This window comes from Salinactinospora qingdaonensis (assembly GCF_039539445.1).
GTDB lineage: Bacteria > Actinomycetota > Actinomycetes > Streptosporangiales > Streptosporangiaceae > Salinactinospora > Salinactinospora qingdaonensis.
On the sequence record NZ_BAABDD010000001.1, the window covers coordinates 436235 to 460492 of the forward strand.

Here is a 24258-nt window from a genome sequence, read left to right on the forward strand (position 1 = left end):
GGGGCGGCTCGCGCCCCTCGAACGACGGTGGCCGCTTGTCGAAACCAGCGCCCCCAGTGCGCTCCACACCCTCACGCAGCCGGCATCGGTTCCCCGTATAAGGGTTCCCTCGTGGGGAGAAGCGGGGAGTCGCTGCCTTCACCGGCTGGGTTGGGACTCGCGCTGCTGGGGCTACCATGTCGACATCAGGGTCTCGATATCGCGAGCGCAGCCACCGCAGCCGGTCGTAGCACGGGTACGTTCAGCGATCGCGATGCGCGTGCGTGCCCCGTCGCGCCACGCCGCTTCGATCTCCGAACGGGTGACGGTATTGCATTGGCACACCAGCGGATCAGCGGAGTCCTCATGGATGTGCTGGCTCCCCCCAGGCGGGTTCAGCAACAGTACGAGCTTGTCATCGGGAACCGGAGCGCCGGTCTCGAAAAGCCGGCACACCTCCGGCGCCGTCTGAGGGAAGCCGAGCAGCACAGCGCCGGCTACTCGGTCGGCGCGGAGGGTCAGCTTGGCGTAACGACCACCCCGTGAGTCATTGACCGTCACGCTGTGCTCTGTGGCTTCTTCCTCGATCTCTCCCATGGTGGTGAGCTCGATACCGTCGGCTTTGAGCCGAGTGACCGTACGTACGCCGGTGTAGCGGGCGTTGGGGGCGGTGCCGGTCAGCAGGTCGGCCAGGACCGCAGCCTGCTCCCAGCCCGGCTGCACCAGACCCGCGCCGCCGTCCTTGTGCTGGGCACAGTCACCGATGGCGTGGATACGTGGCCGGCTGGTGCTGAGTCGATCATCGACGAGAACGCCATCTGCCACCTCGACCCCGGCCTTCTCGGCAAGTTCAGTGTCGGGGCTTACCCCAGCGGTGACGATCACGGCCTCGGCCGCGAGAACGGAGGTGTCATCCAGTTCCAGGCCGGTACCGGGAATCCAGCGGTTGGCCTTGCGGCTACAGTACACCTCGATGCCGAAGCGTGCGTAAAGTTCGGTGAGGATCTGGGCGGCTGCTCGGTCGAGCTGACGGCGCATGATCCAGGGGGCGGACTCGACCACGCTCACCCGCGCGCCCCGCTCGGTCAGCGCCCGCGCCGTCTCCAAACCCAGCAATCCCCCGCCCAGCACCACCATCGGCGCGCCGGGCCGCGCCGCCGAGAGCACCCGACGGCAGTCGGCCATGTCACGCAACGTCGCCACCCCCGGGGCAGGCTGACCCCCCTCCTGGGCCAGTCCAGGCACCGGCGGCAGCGTGGCCCGCGCCCCCGTAGCCAGCACCAACTCGTCATAGTCGAGCGCGTCGCCGTCGCTAAGACTCACCCGGCGGGCACGCGCATCGATCGCAGTGGCGGCAGTGGCGGTGCGCACGGTCACCGCCGGAGCCTCACCGCCGGGCAGGCGCAATTCCTCGGCCTCCAACCGCCCCGACAACAGCTCGGGCATGAGGATACGGTTGTAGGCGGGTTCGGGCTCAGCGCCGACCACAGTCACCCGCACCCGCTGCCCCCCGGGATCGCGGCGCACCACTTCCTCGGCGAATCGGGAACCGACCATGCCGTGCCCGACGACCACGATCCGGCGGGCACCGTGTCCAGCGGCGGGCAGGGCTGTTTGCTGCTGGCAGGCGCCTCGCGGTGCCTGCTCGTTTCGTTGGCCATCAGCGGGCACGGTGATGCCTCCTGTCAAACTGCTCGTGGGACCGCTGCGCGGAGCGGTTAGCAGGGCCGCTGCCATCACCTGTGGCCACCGGGAACTTCCGGTGTCGCAACCCCACAACCACCCGAGGCCCCGGAACCGGAGGGTCGGATGAGGTCGTGGAGTGGAGCTACTTATTGACGTCGACGGGATCGCAACAGGGCTCCCCCGCTTTTTCCGCAGGGGCGTTGGGTTCGAGCCGCACCGCGCTGACCTTGAATTCGGGCATGCGGCTAGCGGGGTCGAGTGCCGGGTTGGTGAGCAGGTTGGCGCTTTGATCCCCGCCGTAGTGAAACGACAGGAAGACGGTGTCTAGGCGGGCGGGGGCTGTGACGCACGCGGGCGGTGGTGGTGCAGCGCCGAGAGATCGCCCGCGCCCAATCGCCCTCGGTTAGGCCGGGGCGTTGGGCGGTGTCGGGGTGGACTTCGACGTAGCCGTCGGTGTCGGTGAGTTCGTCGGCCTCGCGGTAGCCCACGGATACGATCGGCGAAAATCGACGACCACAGGTTACGATTCGCCACCTGCTTGCCCGTAGCGCACCAAAAGGCTACGTCTTCGGGAGTCCAGTGCGAAATCCAACGTCCACCTAAACGGCGAGAACCCGTCACGATGGCCATGAATTGCATCCCTCCGGCTCTGCGCAGCACTTGTAGCGACCGTACGGTCGAAGATCTGCCCAGTTCTCGGTAGCGACAAGATAACCTGGGCGAGCGTTGCCCCTCCCGGAAAGCGATCTCACTCTTACCGTTACATGAAAACTTGGGGGAGATTTTCGCGATTCACCGCAGACTCGCCTTTCCGTGACCTTGTTTGATAGCGCTGTACGCACGATCCAATGCCAAAACTAGGCCAAGGACATTTCTTCCTGATTTTTTCTTGCTTTTCAAGCTTGATGGGCTGGGAAAAGCCGTCACGGCCGCCTGGCAACCGGTGCTCCCCATCGAGCCATGAGGCAACGGAAAGGGCTGTTTCAGACAAGAGGTGGAAACGAAACTAAGCCGGCGGCTCGGAGATGCCCGAGCCGCCGTGGAAACTACCTGCGGGAAGTTACCCCGAGGAAGATCGCAGCACCCGCGGCTATGACCGCGCCAAGGATGTAGGCGGCTGTGGGTCCCGAGTTCAGGGCGAGGCCCCCAAAGCCGGTCCCTAGGCCAATCCCCAGGTAGATGGCTGAGGAGTTCAACGAAACGACCAGCGAGGAGTTGTCCGGAGCAGCCGCTATGAGGCGGTGCTGCTGGGGCGGGGTCTGCGACCAGCTACTCCCACCCCATACCAGAACCAGAACCCCCACCACGTACATAGGAACACCGCCGATGGTCGAAATCCAGGCGAGTACGGCGAGTGAGGCGGTCATTGCCAGATAGGCGAGGGTGAGCATCCGCACCGCTCCCCAACGGTCGGTGCCAACCCCGGCGAGGAGGTTGCCCACCACAGCGCCCAAGCCATACAGGAACAGCATGGCCGCCACCGAGACGGTGGGGACGCCGACAGCGTTCATCACCGGGACGCTGTAGGCATAGACGGTGTAGCTGGCGCCCATACCCAGCGCTGTGAGAGGGAGCACGGCGAGCACGGCCGGCCGGCCGAGCACCGAGAGGCGCTCCCGCAACGGTACCCGCGGGTTCCCCGGCAACCGCGGCATGATCGCGAACACGCCTCCGGCTGCAAGCAGGCACAACGCCGCCACCAGACCCAACGCAGTGCGCCATCCGAACCATTGACCCGCCAGGCTTCCCAAGGGGACACCAAGAGCGGTGGCGATCGTCAATCCTCCGACAACAACCGCCAGGGCACGCCCACGCAGCTCAGGACGCACCAAGATGGCGGCGACCGCACCGGCGTTAGGTGTGTAAGCTGCGGCGCCGGCCGCGGCGATCACACGGGTGACGAGCAGCATGGTCAAATTAGGTGCGAGCGCCGATCCTACGTTTGCCAGGGCGAGCAGCCCCAACGCGGCGACCAGCAGGGTCCTGCGCTCAAGTTGTGCGGTAAGAGTGGCGATCACAGGGGCGAGAACGGCGTAGGCGATCGCGAAGATCGTCACCGACTGCCCGGCCGCGGCCTCGGGGACCTGCAACGTTTCGGCCATCGACGGCAGGAAGCCGGCAAGGACGAACGCGTCCGTGCCTACCGCAAACGTTCCCAGCGCCAGTACGAACGTGGAGGGTAGACCACGCTGGTGCGCAGCGGAAGCGGTGGGTGGGGCCGCACTCCCCCGTGACTGGCGAGTCGACTCCGTACTGTCTGACATCCAGAACCTTCCTGCGGGTGTGGTTCGCGTGTGTTGACAAGCATCACGACAAAGCAACCGGATCGGTCAGTACATCCAGGCCCCGTCAGCCACGAGAAAACCGGGACTTTTACTCTTTCCCTCCATGCCATACCTCCACAGGCCAGCGAGTTACCCCTACAGCGGCTCAGGAGGAGCTGGAATGAAAGGTGAGAAGAGTCCCAACCCGTCTCGCGACACGATGCTTCCGACGCGGCCCTGAAAAGACACGGCGCTGGCCAACGAAACTCATCGAAACATGGGTCGTCGAAATAAAAGATGCTGGTAAATACCGGAGCGCCATAAAACCGAGCTGTACATGGCCCGAAAGTTGCGGTCTTTCCAGATGGACCTATCGCCGATACGGACACCAGGCATGTTCCGCGCAGCGTCCCACTCTTTACCTATTGTAAAGGATAAAGTACGCCTCGATGTTTTGCTTCGCCTAGCGCGCTTGCCCTCGTCTTCTCCGCTTATCCGCTCAGGAGAATCCAGCACTCCCGTTGCTCCTGCTCGGCAGCTACAGAGGACAGCCGGCTGGCCCGGTGGTCAGCACCAACAATTCGATGCGCTTACCGCTCTCTGTGACCTGCCCCCAAACGGGAAGCTGCCCTTCCTTGGCCGATGTTTCGCCTGACTGTGATTTGTCCCTCTCTGCGCTTTCCGGGCGTTTCCCATCGTCGTAATGGGGTGGGTATCAGCAGCTCAGGAGCGGTTGGCCTCAAGCAACCGTACGCCGAGCTCGGTTAACCGGTGCTCCACCCGCTTGCCTCGACGACGTGTGGCCAGCAGGCCGGCCCGGCGCAACGTGGCGGCGTGGCTGGAGGCGGTGGCCGGGCCCACCCCCAACCGCTCGGCCAGTTCTGTCGTGCTACAGCCAGTACCGATAGCGGCCAGCGCGTTGGAGCGGGCGCGACCCATCAGCTCCGCGGCCGGGCGAATCTCCTCCCCAGCGCACTCCTGGCTTTGGGCATAGCCCGCCGATACGGGATAGCACAGCATCGGCGTGTCGTCCCCTCCCAGCACGGTGGGATGGGGGACCACCGTGCTGGGCACGAGCAGTAGTCTGTCCACCGCGCGCTCGGCAGGCCAGGCAAAGTGGGAAGCGGACCCGCATCGAGAGGGCGGTTTCACGTACAGCCGCTGATCAGCGTAGTGCACGTTCTCGTGAAGGGTGTCGAGAAGATGGGCCGTGCCTCGCCGGGCTAGCACGTGAGCGCGGTGGACCACGTCATCTTCGAGTGTCCTACGCACCACCGACCAGTCGTCGGCGAGCCATGCGGCAAAGGCCGTGCGAAGCGCGGCGAGTACCGCGGAGGCATGATCGACCGGGAGCGGATGCTGGCCGGGGGCGTCCCCGCCCAGCATCCGAACGCGGAGCGCTTTCAGTTCCTCGTCCAGGTCAAGGGGACCGGATCGGTCCAGCAGGCTCGGGGAGAGCAGGTCGGCCATCGACCACCGCGTCCTTCGTAGGGCACCGAGCAGCCCGCGTAGCACCATGGTGTCCGCCGACGTGAAGCGTGAACCGGACCTACGGTAGGCACGGGCCGCAGTGGGGCCGAGTGCGCCGGCGTGGCGGGCGATTATGGCGAGAAGCTCGCTCATCGGGGAAACCGCGAAATGGGCCCGGGACAGCGCCACGGCGTCCAGCGCGAGCACGGTGGCGGTACTGCCGTAGTGGGCTGGGAGATGGGACGGGGAACCGGTCCAGGCCCTCGCGAGGGGAGGTGAGGGTGTGGTGGGTGGCCAGCGCGCCCCTTCAGCGGCCGGAAAGATCGCGGTGGTTGGGGAGTCCACGGTGGTCATGGGGGTCTCCTTGGCTCGAGGAAAGGTACGTGCTGGAGATGACCGCCGCAGGTAGCGCCACCATGTGGCGAAGCTCTGGCGGTTTCCGCTACTGGCCCCGAGGAGGTAGAGCGCCCCCGGGCCGTGCGACCGTCCCAGTTGCCACTATGTGACGGCGTGCACCGGGGGTGTCGCGGCGTGGGTAACGCGGGGACGGGATTGGTCACCAGCCCCGGTCGCCGCGCCTGGCCGCAAGGGCCGCGGCGCTGAGAAGGAAGGTAGAGCCGGAGGTGACGGATGGGAAAACGTGTTCGAGCATTTCTCCTACCTCTTACTGGTCGCCTCGGTCGCCGCTCCGGCGAACCGAGTAAGAGGCTACGGAGCGTAGATTTTCTGCTGCTTTTCTTCCGATTTATAAAACTTATTGGGTACTGATGTTGCTGCCGCGACTTTGGGGACTACGAACGGCGGGCCTCATCGACCGGCCACAGCGCCGAATCGGCGTTCCTGTAGAGGTCGCCCCGCCTGATGTTGGCCGTGTCGAGCAGCGACGACAGCACCACTGCCAACGCAAAGCCCTAGCAGCGAGCTCCCAGGAGGGCATAGGCCAACGACGTGGCGGCACGGTGGCGCCCGAGCTCCAAACCGCGACTCTACCGAGGCCAACGTGTGCGTGAACAGCGACGTCTGAGAGTCCACGCTGAAGCAGCTCAGCGACAGTCTCGCCACGTCGCCGGCTGCTCCGGACGTGACTTCCGGGCAGAGGAGCACCACGGCGTCGCGACGTAAGGGAAAAGAGCGCTCGGAGAGCCCCCTGATTTGGCGGGGAGAACAGCGCTCCGCCGGCGTTCGTAACACCGCTGATCGCACCACATGCGCATACCGGGTGCGCTCGATGTGGACCAACGCCAGCAGACCAGGGCGTGTCCTGGAGTCACCCCGGTGATGCCCCCGCGCAGCCTCCGCTGGAAGAGGAGCGGAGCCGGCACGGGGGCACCGTCGACTCACGGTGACGACAGCGCCGAGACAGGGAGCAGATCGGTGAGCATGTCGCGAATGATCCGCACACCGTCCGAGGTCAGCACCGACTCCGGGTGGAACTGCGCGCTGCGGAACCCGGGCCCGCCCAGGGCGTATACTTCCCCGGTTTCCGGGTTACGGCTGACCTCCACCCTGCCGGTGGGGCCGGTGATGGTGTCGGTTTCGGCCACGGCGGCGAAGGTATTGTAAAACCCCACCTGCTCGCGCCTTCCGAACAGATCGATCTCTTCTCGCAGCCCCTGGTTAGGCGTCTCCTTGCGCACCACCGGCAGGCCGAGAAGGCTGCTGAGGATCTGGTGGCTCAGGCACACGGCGAGGAAGGGGCGGTCGCCTCCCAACAACTGGCAGAGGTCGGAGCGCAGACGGGCGATCTTAGGGGACTCGCTCGCCTGAGGGTCACCGGGTCCCGGCCCCATGACAACCAGATCGTAGGCCTCGAAGTCATGGGGCTCGTCGTAGCGACACACGGTTACGGCTGGTCCAAGGGAGCGCAACTGGTGGCCAAGCATGGCGGTGAAGGCGTCCTCGGCGTCCACCACAAGGATACGTAGGCCGAGGAGCGAGGACTCGGGGCTGTTCCGGTCCGTTGCACTCTCCCGCCAAAAGGTCGACAGGCCAAGGTTGCGTGTGGCCAAGGCACGGACGACCTCGGGATGCCTTCCGAGGGCTCTGGGCTCGTCGGATTCCAGGGCTGCGAGCAGTCCCGAGGTTTTCGCCCGCGTCTCCTCCACCTCCGAGGCGGGGTCGGAATGGCGAACCAAGGTGGCGCCCACCCCGATGCGGAGCCGCCCGGAGCGCTCGATATCGGCGGTACGGATGAGGATGGCGGAATCCATGGTGCGCTCCCCCGTGGGGCCGCGACCGAGTAACGCCATCACACCGCTGTAGTAGCCGCGCCCCTGCGGCTCGTAGCGCGAGATAACCCGGTAGGCGCTCTCCACAGGGCTACCCGTCACGGTGGGCGCGAACATCGTCTCCCGCAGGATCTCCCGAACGTCGCGGTCGGTACGCCCTTCGATGAAGTACTCGGTGTGGGCCAGCCGGGCCATCTCTTTGAGGTAGGGCCCAACGAGATGTCCCCCGGCACTGCACACGCGGGCCATCGTCTTCAGCTCCTCATCGACGACCATGTAGAGTTCGTCGGTCTCCTTGGGGTCGGCGAGGAACTCCAGGAGGCCCGACAACGAGGGGCCGGCCGGGGGGTAACGGTAGGTTCCACTGATCGGGTTCATCACCGCGGTGCCCCCGCTGAGGCTGACATGGCGCTCGGGGCTGGCACCGACCAGGGTGCGTTCACCGGTGTGGACGATGAACGTCCAGTAGGCGCCGGTCTCCCGTCTCATCAGGCGACGGAAGAAACCGAGTGCGCTCTGGGGCGAGTAACCGGTGATGTCGGCAGTGAAGGAACGTTTGAGGACGAAGTTGGCTCCCTCTCCGGTCCCGATCTCGTCAGCGACGATTCTGCTCACGATCGCGGCGTAGTCCTCGTCGGAGACGTCGAAGTGGGCGTTGTCTAGCCGGATCGCGGGGTCGGGCAGCCGTGGTAGCACGGTGGAGACGTCCAGTGTTGCCTGCTCGCGCACCCGCATGGTCAGCAGTGGCGTCCCGTCGTCGGGGCATGGGTCACCGCGCTCCGCGAGCTGGCGGAAGGGGATGAGGACTAGAACGTCTTGGCGTGGCGTACCGCCCTCCGCAACGGTGTCCTCCTCGGCTGGTAGCGGGATCGCACCGATGAGGTCCGTAGTCGTCACGTCGCCGAGCAGGACCTCGATACGGTCAGCTCCACTGCTCTCAGGCCGGTTGAGCAGCGCAAACGGCGGCGGGTCTTCTCCCACGAGTCGCTCTATCAGGTCCAGGCCGGGCTGGAGCTCGCGATCGGCCATCAGGCGGCACTCCCTTTGGCTGCACAGACCTGGGCGAGTAGCTCATCGGTGGTGGCGACGACCGCGCATCTTTGTGCTGTGTACTCGATCGCCATCCGGTGGTACTCGGGAGTAAAGTCGGCGATGGCGTCAGCAGCCAGGAACGGCTGGATGTCGTTAGTGTAGGCGTCCAGTGCGGTCGCGAGGATTCCCACATGTGCGTACACTCCGCACACCAGGAGCTGGTCGCGCCCGGCCTCGCGCATGCGCTCCAGCAGCCCGGTGCGGAAGAAGGCGCTGTAGCGCCACTTGGTGAGGTTCCAGTCCTCTGCTGCCGGTGCCAAGGGCTCAATGATCTGGCGATCGTGTGTGGAGGCCGTCATCCCGGGGCCCCAGAAGTCCTTGAGCAATCCCCGCTCGGCACTGGACATGGCACCGGGCTGGGCAGTGTAGGCCACGGGTATCCCCAGTTGCGCGCAGCGGTCACGCAGCCGGACGCTGTTGTGCGTCAACTCGGTGAGGGGAGAACGGGCGACGGGAAACGGCCTGAGGAAGTAGCGCTGCATGTCGTGGATTAGGAGGACAGCCCGACGCGGATCGGCCTTCCAGGTGGCGATGTTGCCGGGTAGCCCCTCCGCCGTGGGCATCGGATGAGGGACGATCTCGGGTATTCCTGTCACTGTTGACCCCGTTTCCTGTTCAGGCACCGAGTGTGGCACCGCCGTCGACGATCAGGTCTTGCATGGTGATGTGGGATGCCTGGTCGGAGAGGAGGAAGGCGACCGCCTCGGCCACATCGGAGGGGGTCGCGAGCTTACGCAGCGGAATCCCGACTCTGTATGCCTCAGGAGCCCCCTCGATCGACACCCGCTCGCCCGCCTCCCGAGAGTCTCCCCACAGCGAGGACAGCATGGGGGTGTCAGTCGATCCCGGTGCCACGACGTTGCAGCGAATGCCGTGGTGGGCCGCCTCTAGGCCCAGACACTTGGTAAACGCCGTAGCGGCGGCCTTGGACGCGGCGTAGGCGGCCATTTCCGTGCGGGCCGTGCCGGCGGCGTTGGAGGCCACAGTCACCATCGAGCCCGACGAACGCTGCGTCATTCGGGCGAGCACGGCACGTGACGTGAAGAAGACACCGGTGGTGTTCACCGCGAACATGGCAGCCCACTCCTCGTCGGTGAGGTCGCAAACCTTCCGGGGCAGTAACACTCCGGCGGCGTTGACGAGATGCTGGATGGGCCCCAGCTCACGCTCCACGCGGGCAACGGTGTCGTTGACGTTTGCGCTGTCGGTCACATCGGCGGGGTAGGGCAGGGTGGCCAGACCGTCGTCGGCCATGCTCTTCGCTGTTTCGTGCAGTCGCTCGGCATCATGGTCGACAGCGGCCACGGTGGCGCCCAGACCGGCCAACGTCTGCACAACGGCTGTGCCGATGCCACCCGCCGCGCCGGTCACCAGAGTTGTCGTGCCCGCGATCCCTCGGTTGTGCATCATGCGGCTCCTCTCGAAATCCTGGCTCGTGGCCAGGGACGTCTCACCGGTCCGTCGACGCCTCGGCCGTACCCACTGTCAGGAACCGCCGGTGGTGGGAAGGCGCCCCCGCCAGACGCCACACCGAGGCCACGGTCAATGCCTGCTCAGGGTTGAGCCGGGGGTCACAGTGCGTCGTATAGCGCTCAGGCACCAGAGCAAGACGGTCGCTGTCCACGACGCACTCAGTCACCGGCTCTGGGGTCGTCTCCAGGTGGAGGCCGCCGGCTACGGCGTTCCTCGCCGCGAGCACGTCCTGGAATCTGTTCGCCTCACGGATCACCGCGGTGACGAAACGGGTCTTGTGCCCGGTCGGGCAGCTAAGTGTGTTTCCATGCATGGGGTCGCACAGCCACACGACGGGATGCCCCGCCTCGGCGACCGCTTCGACCAAGGGCGGCAGCCGGTCGCCGACCAGGTCGGCCCCCATGCGGGAGATGAGGGTGAGTCGTCCCGGTTCGCGCTGTGGATCAAGGCGCTCGCACAGCTCCAGTAGCTCGCTTGGGGCGGTGGTGGGGCCGATCTTGCAGGCGACGGGGTTGGCTACGCTCGACAGGAGTGCGACGTGGGCGTGGTCCAACTGCCGAGTACGGTTACCGACCCAGGGCCAGTGGGTCGAGGCCAGGAAAGTCCTGCCGTCGGAGGAACACCTCAGCATCGGGATTTCGTAATCGAGCAGGAGGGCCTCGTGACTGGTCCACACCTCCTCTTGCGCTACGGCGGAAGCCTCGATAGCAGCAGCGGCGTGGCGGGCGGCGCGGTGGCCCAGCAGTAGTCGGTTGGGATCGGGGCGACGCGACCGCGGGTCGGGAAGAGGACTGTTGACCATGTGCCCGCGGTAGACGGGCAGCTCGATCCCGTCGTAGTGCTCCGTGGGGCGCGAGCGCGGCTTGGCGAACTGGCCGGCGATACGTCCGACGGGAGTGACTGGCATATCCGAGCCCGCAGACATGGTGGCCGCGAGACCGGCGAGCAGCTCACTCTTGGCGGCGATGGCTTCGGAACCGCAGTCGGCGAAGTCCTCGGCACAGTCACCAGCTTGAATGACGAGGCGCTCGCCCCTGGCCACTTCGGCGAGGATCGTTTTGAGTCGCAGCACGGCTTGGAACCCCACCAGACCAGGCAGGCGGGAAAGCTCGTCACGTACGTGGGAGATCCGTGGATGGTCGGACCACTCTGGTTGCTGCTGGGCGGGCAGCATCCAAAGCAGTGCGCTCTCAGAGGGCTGTGCTCTGGCGGCGCCCTCGGTCGTAGCGGACAAGGAGCGGGGGGATTTCATCAACCGCCTCCGGTTCAGTTTTTCGCCTGTGACATTCATAACGATCCTCACAGCCGCAGTGACTTACCTAGAGCCCCCTCTTTCTCAAGAGGACTCCGAAGCCCATACACCAATAAAGGAAGCCAATAAAAAATAAGGAAACACTCTCCACGAATCTCTCGAACCATCAAAAATATAATCGAAAAATCTCGCAACAGAGGTTCATATTTTATTTAAAATGACACCCCTCCACTTTGTTTTCGATATTCCCAACAAGAGGCAGTACCTACGAAACGTACAATAAAATCGAAGGGGACGTTGCCACCCTAAAATTAAAACAGAAAACACGCAAAACCAAAAGGGAAATATATTACAAATCATGTCGATTTTGAAATTTTAATTCCTGTTAAATTGATACACCCAATACTATCGAATCTCTCGACATGGAAACATAGTTCGAAATCGAAATACACAATCACTGGGCCTCGGAAGTATTGCTGGGGCCACTGCACACACCATCCACCGACAAAAATAATTCGTGCCTGTTTCTCCCAGATTTCTTGTCGATTTCTTGCCTGGAAGTCAGGGGTACCAACACGGCCCGGAGGAGGTGACCGAACTCTCCAACAGGGGCAGGAAAGGCACAGCGGTAGGTGCCTCCGCCCTGTGGGGGATGTTCGGGCAAACCTCACATCCGACGCCGCAGTGATGTGAGCTGTGCTCTCGGATGGGTAGCCACGTTCCGATCCGTGGCTCGTTTCCGATGACGCCCTTGCGGCCGCCCCTGACCGCTCCCCCATCTGAAGATCATCTTATTTGTTGCGATAGTATCTGCCATGATCAAGAAATCTCGCACTCGGCTATGTGACTCTAAAAGCGGCCGAGTGTGAGGGTAAACCTGCCGCGATACCCCCGAGAGCCCCCGAAATCCTAATCTGCCCTGCTACAGACACGCACCAGGTGAACCGCCGTGTCCCAAGCGCACCCAGCGCTCGGTACGCACGTACCGACGACGAGAAGCCGAACAAGGGGCAAAGATTTCGACTGACCGCTTAAAACATCCCTCACCAGCAAAGAAGCTATCTTCACAAGCAGCAACGACAATTATGTCGACTTCTCACACTTCTTCTGATAGAAAAAAGACGCCCCGAACCAGAAGAAAAGCGCAAAACCTAGGCAGGTCCCTACTCTCGTAATATATAGAGATCGATATATGGAGCACAAGGTCAACCTTCTGGGACCACTTGAAATCTTCGTCGGCAATGACATGGTCCCACTGCGCTCCGAGCGCGAACGCACGGTCATGGCCCTACTTGCACTCAATCTCGGACGTCCAGTGGCTGCTGACAGCCTTATCGATGCTGTCTGGTCGGGCAACCCACCACAGACGGCACGCAACCAACTGGCCATATGCGTCTCTTCGTTGCGTAAAGAGCTGTACGCTCCCAAGAACTCCCTGATCGCGACTACCCCGGCGGGCTACACTCTCCAGGCCGCATCGGTGACGACCGATTTGCGGCTTGCCGAACAGCGGATCAACAAGGCCCGCGCCGCCCGCAGCGCCTCCTGTGACGAAGATGCCGTGCGCCACCTACGCTCGGCCATCGCCCTGTGGCGAGGCACCACCTTGGGCGACCTCTCTAGCCTGATGCTGCGGTCCGAGGCGGCTCGCATCGAACGGTGGCGCGCTTCGGTTCAGGAGGAGTGCCTCGAACTGGAGATCGAGCAGGGTTGGTACCAGGATGCCGTCAACGAGCTGACGCTCCTGGTGGACCACGAGCCCTATCAAGAGCATCTGCGTGCGCTGCTGATGCGTGCGTTCTACGGGATGGGGCAGCGCAGCGAGGCACTGGCGGTCTTCAGCGAAACCCGGAAACTGCTGGCTGAGGAGCTGGGGATCGATCCGGGGGCCGAGCTCCAAGAAACTCATGGGATGATCCTGCGCGGCGCCGCCGTCCCCCCGCCCCGCGCCCTGCCCGCCTACTCTGTAGAGAGTGCACCCCTGAGCTGGGAAAGCACCGGAACCGGCACCGTTTCACAGGGCACGGGTAGTGGGACCATCCCACAACAGCTCCCGCCACCTCCTGTGGGATTCCGCGGGCGCGACGACGAACTCAGCCGGCTACACCAAGAGTTCGAGCTGCGCACGAAACTGAACATCACCCCCAGGATCGTCATCACGGGGATGGGCGGCGTTGGCAAGACGGCACTGGCCCTGAACTGGACGCATCAGGTCGCCAAGCGCTTCCCCGACGGTCAGCTCTACATCGACATGTGTAGCTTCACCGAGGGGGCGACCCCTCTGTCCGCTTCGGACGTCCTCCACACGTTCCTGCGCGCGCTCGGCATCTCGGGAGAGCTCATCCCGACCGAGCTCAAGGAGCAAGAGAGCCTCTTCCACGCCGAACTATCGCGACGACGGATCTTGATGTTGCTGGACAACGTCCACAGCTCTGAGCAAATCCGACCGCTGCTCTCCTCCGAACCGGGGAGTGCGGTGCTGATCACCAGTCGCAACGCCCTTGAGGGGCTCGCCGTCACCCATGGAGTAAGCCATCTGCACCTGTCGACGCTGAACCGTGGCGAGGCGATCGACCTTCTCAAGTCTGTCCTGGAACTACGAACCACGGCCTGCGGCATGGACGACGCCGCGCTGGGGGAACTCGCCGCGCTATGCGACGGTCTCCCCCTGGCGCTGCGGATCGCCGCAGCCCGGATCACCGTCCGCCCCGGACAAAGCGTTGCGAACCTCACCCGACGTTTGGCCAACGAGCAGCGCCGACTGGCCGAGCTGAGCTGTGGCGAGGTGAACCTAGCCGCCAACTTCGCCCTCAGCTATGGCGCGCTCAGACCGGAATCGGCCCGCCTGTTCCGGCTACTGGGACTGGTCGACATGCCCGACCTACCGGAATGGACCGTGTGCGCGCTCCTGGATACCGACTCGCTAAGCGGCAACGATCTGCTACAGGAACTCTTAGACGCCCACTTGGTGGAGATCGCATGCGAGGACGATCTCGGCCAGATGCGGTACCGGATGAACGACCTCGTGCGGCTCTACGCCCGGGAACGTGCACTGGCGGAAGAGACTGAGTCCGACCGCCGCACCGTGCTGCAACGGTGCCTGGGCGGCTGGCTCTTCCTGGCCAGGGAAGCCAGGCGCCGGAGCACAGGGCGCGAGGCCGATATGGTGCGATCGGAATTCCCGCTCTGGTCACCAGATCCGGCAGATGTGGCGGCACTGCTGAACTCACCGGTCAACTGGTACCTGACAGAGCGCCGCCCCCTCATCAGCGCTGTGAGGCAGGCGGCCGACTACGGCCTGAGCGAGCTGGCCTGGAACCTCGCGACGTCGTGCGCCCAGTTCTTCCTATACAACAGCCAGATCAAGGACTGGCGCGAGACCCATGAGAAGGCGTTGGAGGTGGTACGACGTGCCGGTGACCAGCGAGGGGAAGCCGCACTGCTGTGCGGTCTGGGCCAGTTACACAACCATACTGGCAGGCCCGCCAGCGAGCTCTTCCACAGAGCCATCGAAATCTTCGCCCAGATCGGCGATGACCACGGGCGCGGCCTGGCGCTGGCCGCTTACGCTGTGGAGAAGCGCATGTGGGGCGAGCTGTGGCAGGCACTGGACCTCGACTCGCAGGCGTTGAAAGCGCTTCGCGACGCCCGTGACAACGAGAGCCAAGTCCAGGTGCTCTTCCACCTGGCCCGCATACGGATCGAGCTCGGCGACCTGAACGGCGCCGAATCTGACCTCGACTGTGCCCAACAGACAGCTCGTGATCCCTCTCACTGGGACCTGTCTGCACATCTCTGGCGTCGCAGAGCCGAGCTGTGTGGGGCGCGTGGGGACTTCCGCGGCGCTGTCGATGCCTACACCCGTGCGTTCGAGTTCGTCTGCGACGGCTCGGACCTCAACGGTCAGGCTCATTTGTTGCGGGATCTGGCCGCGGCCCTGCTGCGTGCCGGCGACGTCGAGACCGCCCACGAGAAGGGAATCGCCGCGCTGGACCTCGGTGAGCACCTGAACGATCCGCGGTGCTATGCCCTCATCTGCCACACGATGGCCGAGATCTACGGGGCACGCGGAGACATCGCCTCCCAGACTCGCTACATCCGCGAGGCCAACGCGCGGTTCCGGGAGATGGGTATCCCTAAACCCGGCTAGTGCCCCCAGATCGCGGGCGGGCTGGCCCCCGTTGCCGTGGAGCGAAGCCACGGCCCCTACTCCTGAGTTCCGATGTGGAGCACCAGACGTCTGCCGCTGGCCTTACCGCTCTCGACTAGGCGATGAGCCTGGGCCGCGGCGCTCAGCGGGAGTGTCTCGGTGCTCCGCGGGCGGAGCCGCCCGGTTGCGAGTAGGCGGTTGATGACGGCCGCGGCCTCGGCGAGGTCAGCGCTCGCAGCGTGGGAGATGACGAATCCGCCTACCTGGCAATCCTTCATGTACAGCGCCCCCACCGGCAGGACAGGACGGCTCCGGGCCCCGGCGAGCAGGACGATTCTGCCGCGCCGGGCAAGTAGGTCGACGGCCATCTCGAGATTGTTGACACCGGCGGCATCAAGGTAGAGGGCGGCCCCCTGCGGACACTTCTCGGACAGCTCGTCCCACAGACGAGCGTCACGGTAGTCGAGGGCGTGGGCCGCGCCCAGCCTACGACAATACTGGGCGTCACGCGCGGCGGCGACGGCGACCACCCGGGCCCCCGCCTGGGCCGCGAGTACGGTTAGCGCGCTGCCGACGTTGCCGGCGGCGCCGGTGACGACCACCGTTTCTCCGGGAGTGAGCCGACAGTGGACGAACAGGGCCAGATAGGCCGTGGCGGCCGGATGCACCGTGGCCACTGCCTCCACGGGACCAACCCCCGCCGGCAGATGATAGAGCCGCTCCGCCGGGACCACGGCCCGCTCTGCCGCTGCTCCCTGCCGGCCACCGTGCCCGAGACTGTTGCACCACACCCGGTCACCGACGGCGAACCCGGACACGCCTGGACCGACTTCGGCAACGGTGCCGACCGCGTCTCGCCCGATGACGAACGGGAAAGGGGTGGGGGTGCGGAAGAGCCCGGACCGTACGAAGGTGTCCACGTGGTTGACGGTGGTGACTGAAACATCCACCAACACGTCGGTAGGCCCCGGGCGTGGCGCGGGAAGCTCACCACAGCGGATGGCCTCCGGTGGGCCGAGCTGCTCGATGTAGGCGGCGCGCATGACTGTACTCTCCTGCTCAGGGGACCGGCGATGGGGATGCGGTACGGGCCCGCCCCCATGGTGGGGGCGGGTGTGGGGAGAGGTCAGGATTGGGAACGAAGAGCGTGCCCCGCTGTCCCGTGACCGTTCTCAGCCAGCACACGAGCGAGTTCGAGCCGCTTGATCTTAGTGGTGGCCGTATGGGGCAGGTCGTCGATCCGCCACTGCACGGGCTCGGCCATGGGGGGGAGCTCCCGTGTGGCACGCTGCCAGGCGGTGGTGTCCAGCGGCGTGTCGTCGTGGGTGCTTACCACGGGGACCGGGGTACCGTCCGCCCCCCGAACGATGATCACCTCGGTGAGCTCGGGAAGGCGGGCCAGCAGCGTGTCCTCAGTGGCCAGGGTGGAACCGAACCCCTCGATCACGTCGACCTCGCGATCGAGCAGGTAAAGGCGCCCCCACCGGTCTCGATAGCCTACGTCGCCCATACGCCACCAGCCGTCCTCGGTAACTTGCTTGGCGTAGCGCTCGGGCTCCCCTAGGAAGGTGATCGCCCGACCGTCGCTACGCACCTCGATATATCCAGGGTTGGACTCCGAGGGCGGGGCGCCGTTGCGGCTGACGACACGCACATCGGTCATCCCCGGGAAGGGAACACCAACCCGACGCCCATTGGACTCCGGGAGCTGGCTTCGGGTGAAGGAGGAGGCAACGATGGGCCCGGTCTCGCTCTGGCCGTACAACTGGGCGAACAGCGGCATCTGGCGGTTACTGGCGTGCAGGAGACGGTGCACGGTGCGCGGATGGATGGCGTCGAACGTACTGGAGAAGTACTTCACGTGAGCAAGGGGGCGGCGGGAGTCCTCGGTGAGCTGCTCCCACTCCATGAACGAGTTGGGGTGAGCCTCGATGATGCCTGGGCGAAACCGGGCGAACAGCTCCGCGACGTTCTCGGGGTCGGAGTCTCTGAGGACCAAAAGTGGGAAGCCGCGGGACAGGGCGATGGTCATGGCGCTGACGACCCTGGAGTGGACGAAGGACACGTGCATGGCCACTGTCTCGCGCTTGCGTACGAGGGCGACCGCGGAGGCTTGCGGGCGGTAGCGTGCCATGAGGCTGTAGCCGGTGTGCACCGCCAGCTTCGGCAGGCCGGTGGTGCCGGAGGTGTGCGTCACCAAGGTTGGGTGGTTGGCCGGCATCGTGATGGGGTCGACGCGCTGGGCTCCGGCGAGGGCGTGCATCGGGAGGGCGTCGGGGTGGTCTCCGGAGGCCAGCAGCACCTTTTCAGCGATCTGGAAGACCGTGTCCGTGAGTTCGTTGTCAAGCTTGGCCTGGTCGGTCAGGAAGTACGCCGGGGTCGCTCGGCGCAGCAGTTCGGTGACCGACTCCCCGTCGAGCTTGGGGGACAGCATCACCGGCACGGCGCCGATGCGGGCCACGGCACAGGCCAAGAGCGAGATGTCGAAGCCGTCGGACTTGTAGACCACCACGCGCTCTCCCGGGCGCACCTTCGCGGCCCATAGTCGGGAAGCCAGATCGGCTACCAGGTCGGCCACCTCAGCCGCGGTCAGTCGACGGTTGCGCTCCGGAGCGACATCGAGATCGTGATCGAGGATGACAACGTTCGACGGGTGGCGGGCGGCCACACGGTCGAAGACCGTTCCCAAGCGAATTCCTTTGTTGCCAAGGCGCTGCAATAGCATGTTCCTGCCCTTCTCACACTGCTTGAGACGACGGGTGGGGCTCCGGTGTCAGAAATGGTTACGGAAGCTGGGGGCGCGCTGTCCGGTCGTTGACGATCACATCTCTAATGCGGTGGAGCGTGCTTTCGAGATCTTGCTCGATCTTGACGTTCCACTCGCGAAAAAAGCGCTGCTTCTGCGCTTCGTCCATCTCGGCCGTGATATTCAGAATTCCTTCGGTGGCCCTGCCCATACGGAAATGGTGGGTAAGCACGCATCCGCCCTGGGCGGGCTCGAGCTCGAAGGCCCACACGCTGTCCTGCTTTTCCCCTGAATTGGTGCGCATCGCCCAGTGGAAACTACGCCCGGGATCGGCGACGATCACCTCGGATTCGGTGTGCCACCTACCGCGTACCACCGGCGCCCAGGAGACCACATCCTCCTTGCGCACATTCTCGCCGCGGAAAACCGACCCCACCGCTGCGGGTTCGCCCAGAACCCACTCCCCGCCTACGCATTCCGGGCTCCACTCCCCACTGCGAGGAAGGTCGCTCACCACGGAATAGGTTTCCTCTGCGGTTGCGGGAACGAAGATTTCGGCGCTAGCCAGGAGAAGATGTTGCATCTCACTGTGTTTCTCTCCCATAACAAGCAAAGTGCCAGATTCCCGGTGGCCGATGCGATGCTTTCGTTGCGGCGTCAAATCATCAGCCGGCCTCGCAGCGGTCGCACGCGGTGCTGTCGTGGCGGCGGTGCCCGGTCACCAAGGGGGCCGATGTACGGTAGGGACTCCTCCGCCTGATCAACCGGTGATCCGAAATATCGGGCCGGCCTGCGCCAGCCGACGGTTCTGCGGTGTCCCATCGGTTGTCCCCCCGTGCTGTCGCGGGAGTGCGCCGCGCCACTGGACCTGCTGCTGCTGGAGCGCCACGACAGCGGGCCGTTGGTGAGCTTCGACGTCAACTACCGCCCGAAACTGTGGCCGCGCGGGAGTGAGTCCGGGCCCACGGGCGCCAGAACGGTTGCTGGAGTTGGCTCGATCCGCCGACGTGGTACTCGTGGGGCGCGACGAGGCCGAGACTCTCTGGGCAACCACGACCGTCGATGAGATCCGCGGGCTCCTGCCTGACGTGGCCCAGTTAGTGGTCAAGGACGCCGAGTTCGGCGCCACTGGCTTCGAGGCGGATGCGCGCAGCCACGTGGCCTCCCCACAGGTCGAGGTGATCGAACCGGTGGGCGCAGGTGATGCCTTTGCCGCGGGTGATCTGTCGGGGCTGCTGTCTGGGCGGAGCATGGTGCCACGGTTGTGCTCGGGGCACTTGTGCGCGGCGATGACGCTGCGCTGCACCGGTGACACGGCGCCCGCTTCCGGTTCCTGAGACAGCCGAGCGGCTCTGGCCGTGCCGGAGGCGAGTTGGGTGGCGGAAGCCTCGGCGGCGCTCGCCTTGAGCTAAGGGCGGTAGCCGCCTGCGGCAGAGGTGGCGCCGGCCCCGGCAACGGGTGGTGAGAAATCTGGCCGCGGGTGGCGATGACACCCCAGTGAAGCGCGTCGTTTGTCGGTGCTCAAAAGCCGCGCTGTCGAAAAATCCCCGTCAGCAGCAGCTATAAGTTGCACAATAAGAAACAGCGGAATATCGCCGTAATCCTTTACACACAGACTTTCAATCGCTATTATTGCCAAGCTTTGGGAGCGCTCCCAATAGGGCTCTCATCATCCCCCAGCAAATCTTTCGCAAGGAGAGATGGATGCGCGAAAAATCCGGATGGGCCGCAGCGGGGTTCGGCCGGTTAGCGGCAGTGGCCGTTCTCTCGCTCGGCGCCGGCCTGCTGTATACCCCGGCGGCCTCGGCGGCGGCCCAGTGCGAGGCCGACTACACGGTGACCAACGATTGGGGCAGCGGCTTTACCGCCCAGGTCACTGTCACCAACGCCGGCGACGCCAGCGGCTCTGACTGGACAGTCACCTGGACCTTCCCCGGCGACCAGCAGATCACCAACCCATGGAACGGTTCGGTGACCCAGGACGGCCAGGAGGTGACCGCGACGAGCGCCGGCTGGAACAGCGAGGTCGCCCCAGGCAGCAGCGCATCGCTGGGGTTCCAGGCGACCTACTCCGGCTCCAACACCGCACCCGCCGATGTCAGTTGCACCTTCGCCAACGGCGGAGACGACGGAGGTGACGATGGTGGAGACGACGGAGGCGATGACGGCGGAGACGACGGGGGTGACACCGCCACCCGGATCATGCCGTTGGGCGACTCCATCACCGGCTCTCCCGGTTGCTGGCGCGCGCTGCTCTGGCAGGAGCTGCAAAACAGTGGCTACACCAACATCGACTTCGTAGGCAGCCTGCCCGAACAGGGCTGTGGTGTCGCTCACGACGGCGACAACGAGGGCCACGGGGGCGCGCTGGTGACCAACGTCGCCAACCAGGGACAACTGGTGGGCTGGCTCGACCAGACCAATCCCGACATCGTCATGATGCACTTCGGCACCAACGATGTCTGGAGTGCGGTGGACACGCAGACCATCCTGGATGCCTACAGCACGCTGGTGGCCCAGATGCGGGCGAATAACCCGAACATGACGATCCTGGTGGCCCAGATCATCCCGATGGACTCCGCGCAGAGCTGCTCGACCTGTGCCCAAGGTGTTCAGGAGCTCAACGCCGCCATCCCCGACTGGGCAGCCGCCGAGAGCACGACGCAGTCCCCGGTCGTGGTGGTGGACCAGTGGACCGGTTTCGACACTGCCACCGACACCTACGACGGGGTGCACCCCAACGACTCCGGTAACGAGAAGATCGCCGAGGACTGGTTCGACGCGCTGGACTCCATCCTCTAGCGACACGGCCGGTTCCTCACGGCAGAGCGGTCATCGGCCGGGACGGTACCTCCTGTGCCGTCCCGGCCAAGCGCGCGCCACCAGGACTTTGGGGCGTGCGACGACAACAGCGACCTCCCACCGAAGCACGGAAGGCGAGCCCCGAACCACACCATCGGCGGCGTGCTCCAAAGGGCGTGTAGCTGGGCGGCGATGTCGGCCAGCGCTCCCCTTTCACCGCCGGCGCCTCGCACAGCCGGCCCGGCGCTTTGGACTCCGTGCCGGGCACCGTCTGCACCCTGTTTCTCACTCCCACCAGTGAGCCGGGCACTCCCCTGCGGAGCGGGCAGCTCCATGCTTATGGCTGGAAGCGGGGCCCCTGGGCCGAAATAGCGCTTATTCGCTGGTCAACGGGGATTAGAGAGCCGGTGGAAATTTTTCGGCGAAAAATCGTTGTCCCCGGCAGGGTCGGTGGCTCTTACAGGTGTACGCGCAACAACCGTCCACACCGAGGAGCACTCGTGCGTAAGTTCACCTCCCGCGCCATCGCCCTTTCCGCGCTGTGCGCCACTTCCACCCTGCTGAGCCCGCTGACCGCTGTGCCGGCCGCTGCCTCCCCCTCCTGGCCCATCGGGGAGGACTTTCCCGGCCCCGGCGGCCTGGGCGGTAACCCGTCGATCGATATCCCCACGGACGTTCCCAGCGGTCCCGAACCCTCGGGCGAAGACTCGGGCCTCGCGGATGTTCCCGTCGAGGAACTGCCCATGCCGGACGATCTCGTCGAGGACGGCTGCTGGTTTGAGACTCCCGGCTACTGCCCTCCCGACCCGCCGACGGACTTTCCCACCGATCTCCCCACGGACCTGCCTACCGACTTCCCTACCGATTTCCCCACTGACTGGCCTACCTTCTGGCCGTCCGAGGAGCCTTCGGAGGAACCGTCCGACGAGCCCTCGGATGAGCCCTCCGACGAGCCTTCAGATGAGCCTTCAGATGAACCCTCCGACGAACCCTCCGACGAGCCTTCAGATAAGCCTTCAGATGAACCCTCCGACGAACCCTCCGACGAGCCTTCAGATAAGCCTTCAGATGAACCCTCCGACGAACCCTCCGACGAGCCTTCAGATGAACCCTCCGACGAACCCACTCCGGATGACGAGCGCACTCCCGAGGACGGCACCACCACGCCCGACGGTAAAGACGGTCTCCAGGGCCTGCCGGTGACCGGTCCTGGAGCAGCCTTTCTGTTCGTAGGCGGCGCCGGACTGGTGATCTGCGGCGGGGCCGCCTTCTGGATCTTTCGGCGCCGCGAGGACCACGACGACGCGCTTCTCGACTGAGAAGCTCACGGGGTGTCACCGCCCCTGCCGGCCACGGGCCGACAGGGGACCGGACCCAAGATGTTGTTACCCAATCGGCACTGACCACTATCCAGTGGCGAGGCTAGGTTCGGCGTATGCGGGACGCTGAGATCGTGGACGCGATGCTCGCGGGAGAGCCACACGGGTTGGCGGAAGCCTACCGCTACTATGCGGACCGTCTCCACGACTACTGCTTGAGACTGCTCGACGACTACGAGGCGGCAGCCGACGCCGTCCACGACACGTTCATCATCGCTGGAGAACGTGTGGGTCGTCTCCGGAACCCCGATGCGCTGCGGCCGTGGCTGTACGCAATCGCCCGATCTCAGTGTCACCGGGTGTTGCGCCGCCGCTCTCGCTTCGCCGCCTCGTTAGAGGAAATACCGGAGATGACCGACGAATCTCAGGAGACCCCCGAACGCGGCCTCCACCGCGAGGAGGTTCGCACCCTGGTGCGCGCGGCGATGGCCGGGCTCAACCCGCGCGAACGTGAGGTCATCGACTTGACGCTGCGTCACGAGTTGAGCGGCACCGAACTGGCGGGAGTGCTGGGGGTTCCCGCCAAGCAGGCCAACGCGGTCGCAGCCACGGCCCGCGCCCAACTAGAGCGTGCGTTGGGAACCCTACTGGTGGCCCGCACCCGCGGTAAGGACTGCCCGGAGTTGCGCACCTTGCTCGCTGACTGGGATGGCGAGTTCACGCCGCTGTGGCGTAAGCGCATCAACCGGCACCTGAAGTCGTGCCGGCGTTGTGAGGAGCAGCGCGGTGCCCTCCTCACCCCGGCGTCTCTCCTCAACGCGCTGCCTCTCGTAGCGGCACCGCCGGAACTGTACGAGCAGCTCATGTCCAGCACCAGCGATACGGGGTTGGCCGGCCACAACAGCGAGTTCGCGGAGAAGGCGGGCACCTACGACCGGGATGGTTTTCCCGTGCAGGCGGGGCTGGGCGGCGGTGGCAGCTACTCGACGATCGCGATGTTCGTGACCGTCGGCGGGCTACTGCTCATGCTGATCGGTGGACTGCTCCTCCTGCCGGGGTTGTGGAGGTCCTACGTCGCGCCGTTGGATCCGATAGCGGCGCCTTCGGTGTCCTCGGCTGGGGAGCCGGCACCGTCCCCGGCGGGAGCTAGCGAATCCTCGACAGTAGCCGGAGCGAGTGCGGCCGAAACCTCAGCCCCTTCCACTCCCGCTCGGGAGAATACCCCCGGCTCGCCTCCTGGGGGCCAGGTAGCAGCTCCCGAAGAGCCCCCATCGCCCACGAGTGAGGAGCCGCTTGACGACGGCGTGAGCGGGTCCGTATCGGAATCGGCCACGGTTGAGGCGCCGGTGTCGGTGCTCGGGGCCACGGCTGAAGACGTCTCGCAGGGGTGCGGCGGCCCCTGGACCATGAGCGTCTCGGCGCAGACGAGCATGGGCGCGACGTCGGTGGTGGTGAATTGGGAGTCAGCGTCGGCGAGTGGCCAGCAGCCAATGAGTACGGGTGCTGAGCCCGGAGTGTGGAGCGCCACAGTCGGCGGGCTGCCGTTCGGCGAGTCGGTGAGGTGGTGGGTGAGCGCGTCAGGCCCCGGAGGCACCGACACCGGAACCCAGCAGAAGCTGAGCCAACTCCCCTGCGTGTACTGACCCTCCAGTCGAGTCACGATGGCGGCGGCCTTCCCGAAAGGCCGCCGGCGCTGTCCCACAATGAACCGTCGCAGTAGGCACCAAGGCTGCGGGGCAGACACCTGAACCACGGCGCGACCATGGGGGTGGAGCGGGCGGCGCAGCCACGGCTGTC

Annotated in this window: 15 protein-coding genes and 1 pseudogene; 5 read left to right on the forward strand and 11 right to left on the reverse strand. The window is 65.2% G+C overall.

What is annotated here, in order from left to right; genetic code table 11:
• Nucleotides 1-171: 171 nt before the first annotated feature.
• The 8 genes and pseudogenes from ABD848_RS01840 to ABD848_RS01875 form a co-directional block, all read right to left on the reverse strand.
• Nucleotides 172-1587, reverse strand: a complete 1416-nt coding sequence (locus ABD848_RS01840) for an FAD-dependent oxidoreductase (protein WP_344966729.1) — start codon at nt 1585-1587, stop codon at nt 172-174.
• A 220-nt stretch (nt 1588-1807) separates the two neighbouring features.
• Nucleotides 1808-2192, reverse strand: a pseudogene (locus ABD848_RS01845) (molybdopterin dinucleotide binding domain-containing protein).
• A 519-nt stretch (nt 2193-2711) separates the two neighbouring features.
• Nucleotides 2712-3929, reverse strand: coding sequence for an MFS transporter (locus ABD848_RS01850; RefSeq protein WP_344966564.1), 1218 nt, complete (start codon nt 3927-3929; stop codon nt 2712-2714).
• 723 nt (nt 3930-4652) lie between these two features.
• Entirely contained in the window at nt 4653-5753 is a 1101-nt protein-coding gene (locus ABD848_RS01855) for a helix-turn-helix domain-containing protein (protein ID WP_344966566.1), read from the reverse strand.
• Nucleotides 5754-6736: 983 nt separating this feature from the next.
• Complete coding sequence (locus ABD848_RS01860; RefSeq protein WP_344966568.1) at nt 6737-8656, reverse strand: anthranilate synthase family protein; 1920 nt, start codon at nt 8654-8656, stop codon at nt 6737-6739.
• Nucleotides 8656-9315 (reverse strand): isochorismatase family protein, encoded by a 660-nt coding sequence (locus ABD848_RS01865; protein WP_344966570.1) that lies wholly within the window; start codon nt 9313-9315, stop codon nt 8656-8658. Before ABD848_RS01865 ends, ABD848_RS01860 begins: the two co-directional genes overlap by 1 nt.
• Before the next feature lie 19 nt (nt 9316-9334).
• Nucleotides 9335-10129, reverse strand: a complete 795-nt coding sequence (locus tag ABD848_RS01870) for a 2,3-dihydro-2,3-dihydroxybenzoate dehydrogenase (RefSeq protein WP_344966571.1) — start codon at nt 10127-10129, stop codon at nt 9335-9337.
• A 40-nt stretch (nt 10130-10169) separates the two neighbouring features.
• Complete coding sequence (locus tag ABD848_RS01875; RefSeq protein ID WP_344966573.1) at nt 10170-11426, reverse strand: 3-deoxy-7-phosphoheptulonate synthase; 1257 nt, start codon at nt 11424-11426, stop codon at nt 10170-10172.
• A 1210-nt stretch (nt 11427-12636) separates the two neighbouring features.
• Between ABD848_RS01875 and ABD848_RS01880 the strand changes: the two genes are divergently transcribed.
• Nucleotides 12637-15594, forward strand: a complete 2958-nt coding sequence (locus ABD848_RS01880) for an AfsR/SARP family transcriptional regulator (protein ID WP_344966575.1) — start codon at nt 12637-12639, stop codon at nt 15592-15594.
• Between the two features lie 56 nt (nt 15595-15650).
• Here the strand turns inward: ABD848_RS01880 and ABD848_RS01885 are convergent, their stop codons facing one another.
• The 3 genes from ABD848_RS01885 to ABD848_RS01895 all read right to left on the reverse strand — a co-directional run bounded on the left by ABD848_RS01885 (nt 15651) and on the right by ABD848_RS01895 (nt 18944).
• On the reverse strand, nt 15651-16637 hold the full coding sequence (locus tag ABD848_RS01885; RefSeq protein ID WP_344966577.1) for an NADPH:quinone reductase: 987 nt from the start codon (nt 16635-16637) through the stop codon (nt 15651-15653).
• Between the two features lie 83 nt (nt 16638-16720).
• On the reverse strand, nt 16721-18319 hold the full coding sequence (locus ABD848_RS01890; protein WP_344966579.1) for a class I adenylate-forming enzyme family protein: 1599 nt from the start codon (nt 18317-18319) through the stop codon (nt 16721-16723).
• Nucleotides 18320-18377: 58 nt separating this feature from the next.
• On the reverse strand, nt 18378-18944 hold the full coding sequence (locus ABD848_RS01895; protein WP_344966581.1) for an SRPBCC family protein: 567 nt from the start codon (nt 18942-18944) through the stop codon (nt 18378-18380).
• 346 nt (nt 18945-19290) lie between these two features.
• On the opposite strand from ABD848_RS01895, the gene ABD848_RS01900 reads away from it, so the two are divergent.
• The 4 genes from ABD848_RS01900 to ABD848_RS01915 all read left to right on the forward strand — a co-directional run bounded on the left by ABD848_RS01900 (nt 19291) and on the right by ABD848_RS01915 (nt 24104).
• On the forward strand, nt 19291-19677 hold the full coding sequence (locus ABD848_RS01900) for a PfkB family carbohydrate kinase (protein WP_344966583.1): 387 nt from the start codon (nt 19291-19293) through the stop codon (nt 19675-19677).
• Between the two features lie 367 nt (nt 19678-20044).
• On the forward strand, nt 20045-21142 hold the full coding sequence (locus ABD848_RS01905; protein ID WP_344966585.1) for a cellulose binding domain-containing protein: 1098 nt from the start codon (nt 20045-20047) through the stop codon (nt 21140-21142).
• A 500-nt stretch (nt 21143-21642) separates the two neighbouring features.
• Nucleotides 21643-22461 carry a PT domain-containing protein gene (locus ABD848_RS01910; protein ID WP_344966587.1) on the forward strand — a complete coding sequence of 273 codons (819 nt, stop codon included), beginning with the start codon at nt 21643-21645 and terminating at the stop codon, nt 22459-22461.
• 116 nt (nt 22462-22577) lie between these two features.
• Nucleotides 22578-24104, forward strand: coding sequence for a sigma-70 family RNA polymerase sigma factor (locus ABD848_RS01915; protein WP_344966588.1), 1527 nt, complete (start codon nt 22578-22580; stop codon nt 24102-24104).
• The last annotated feature ends 154 nt before the right edge of the window (nt 24105-24258 follow it).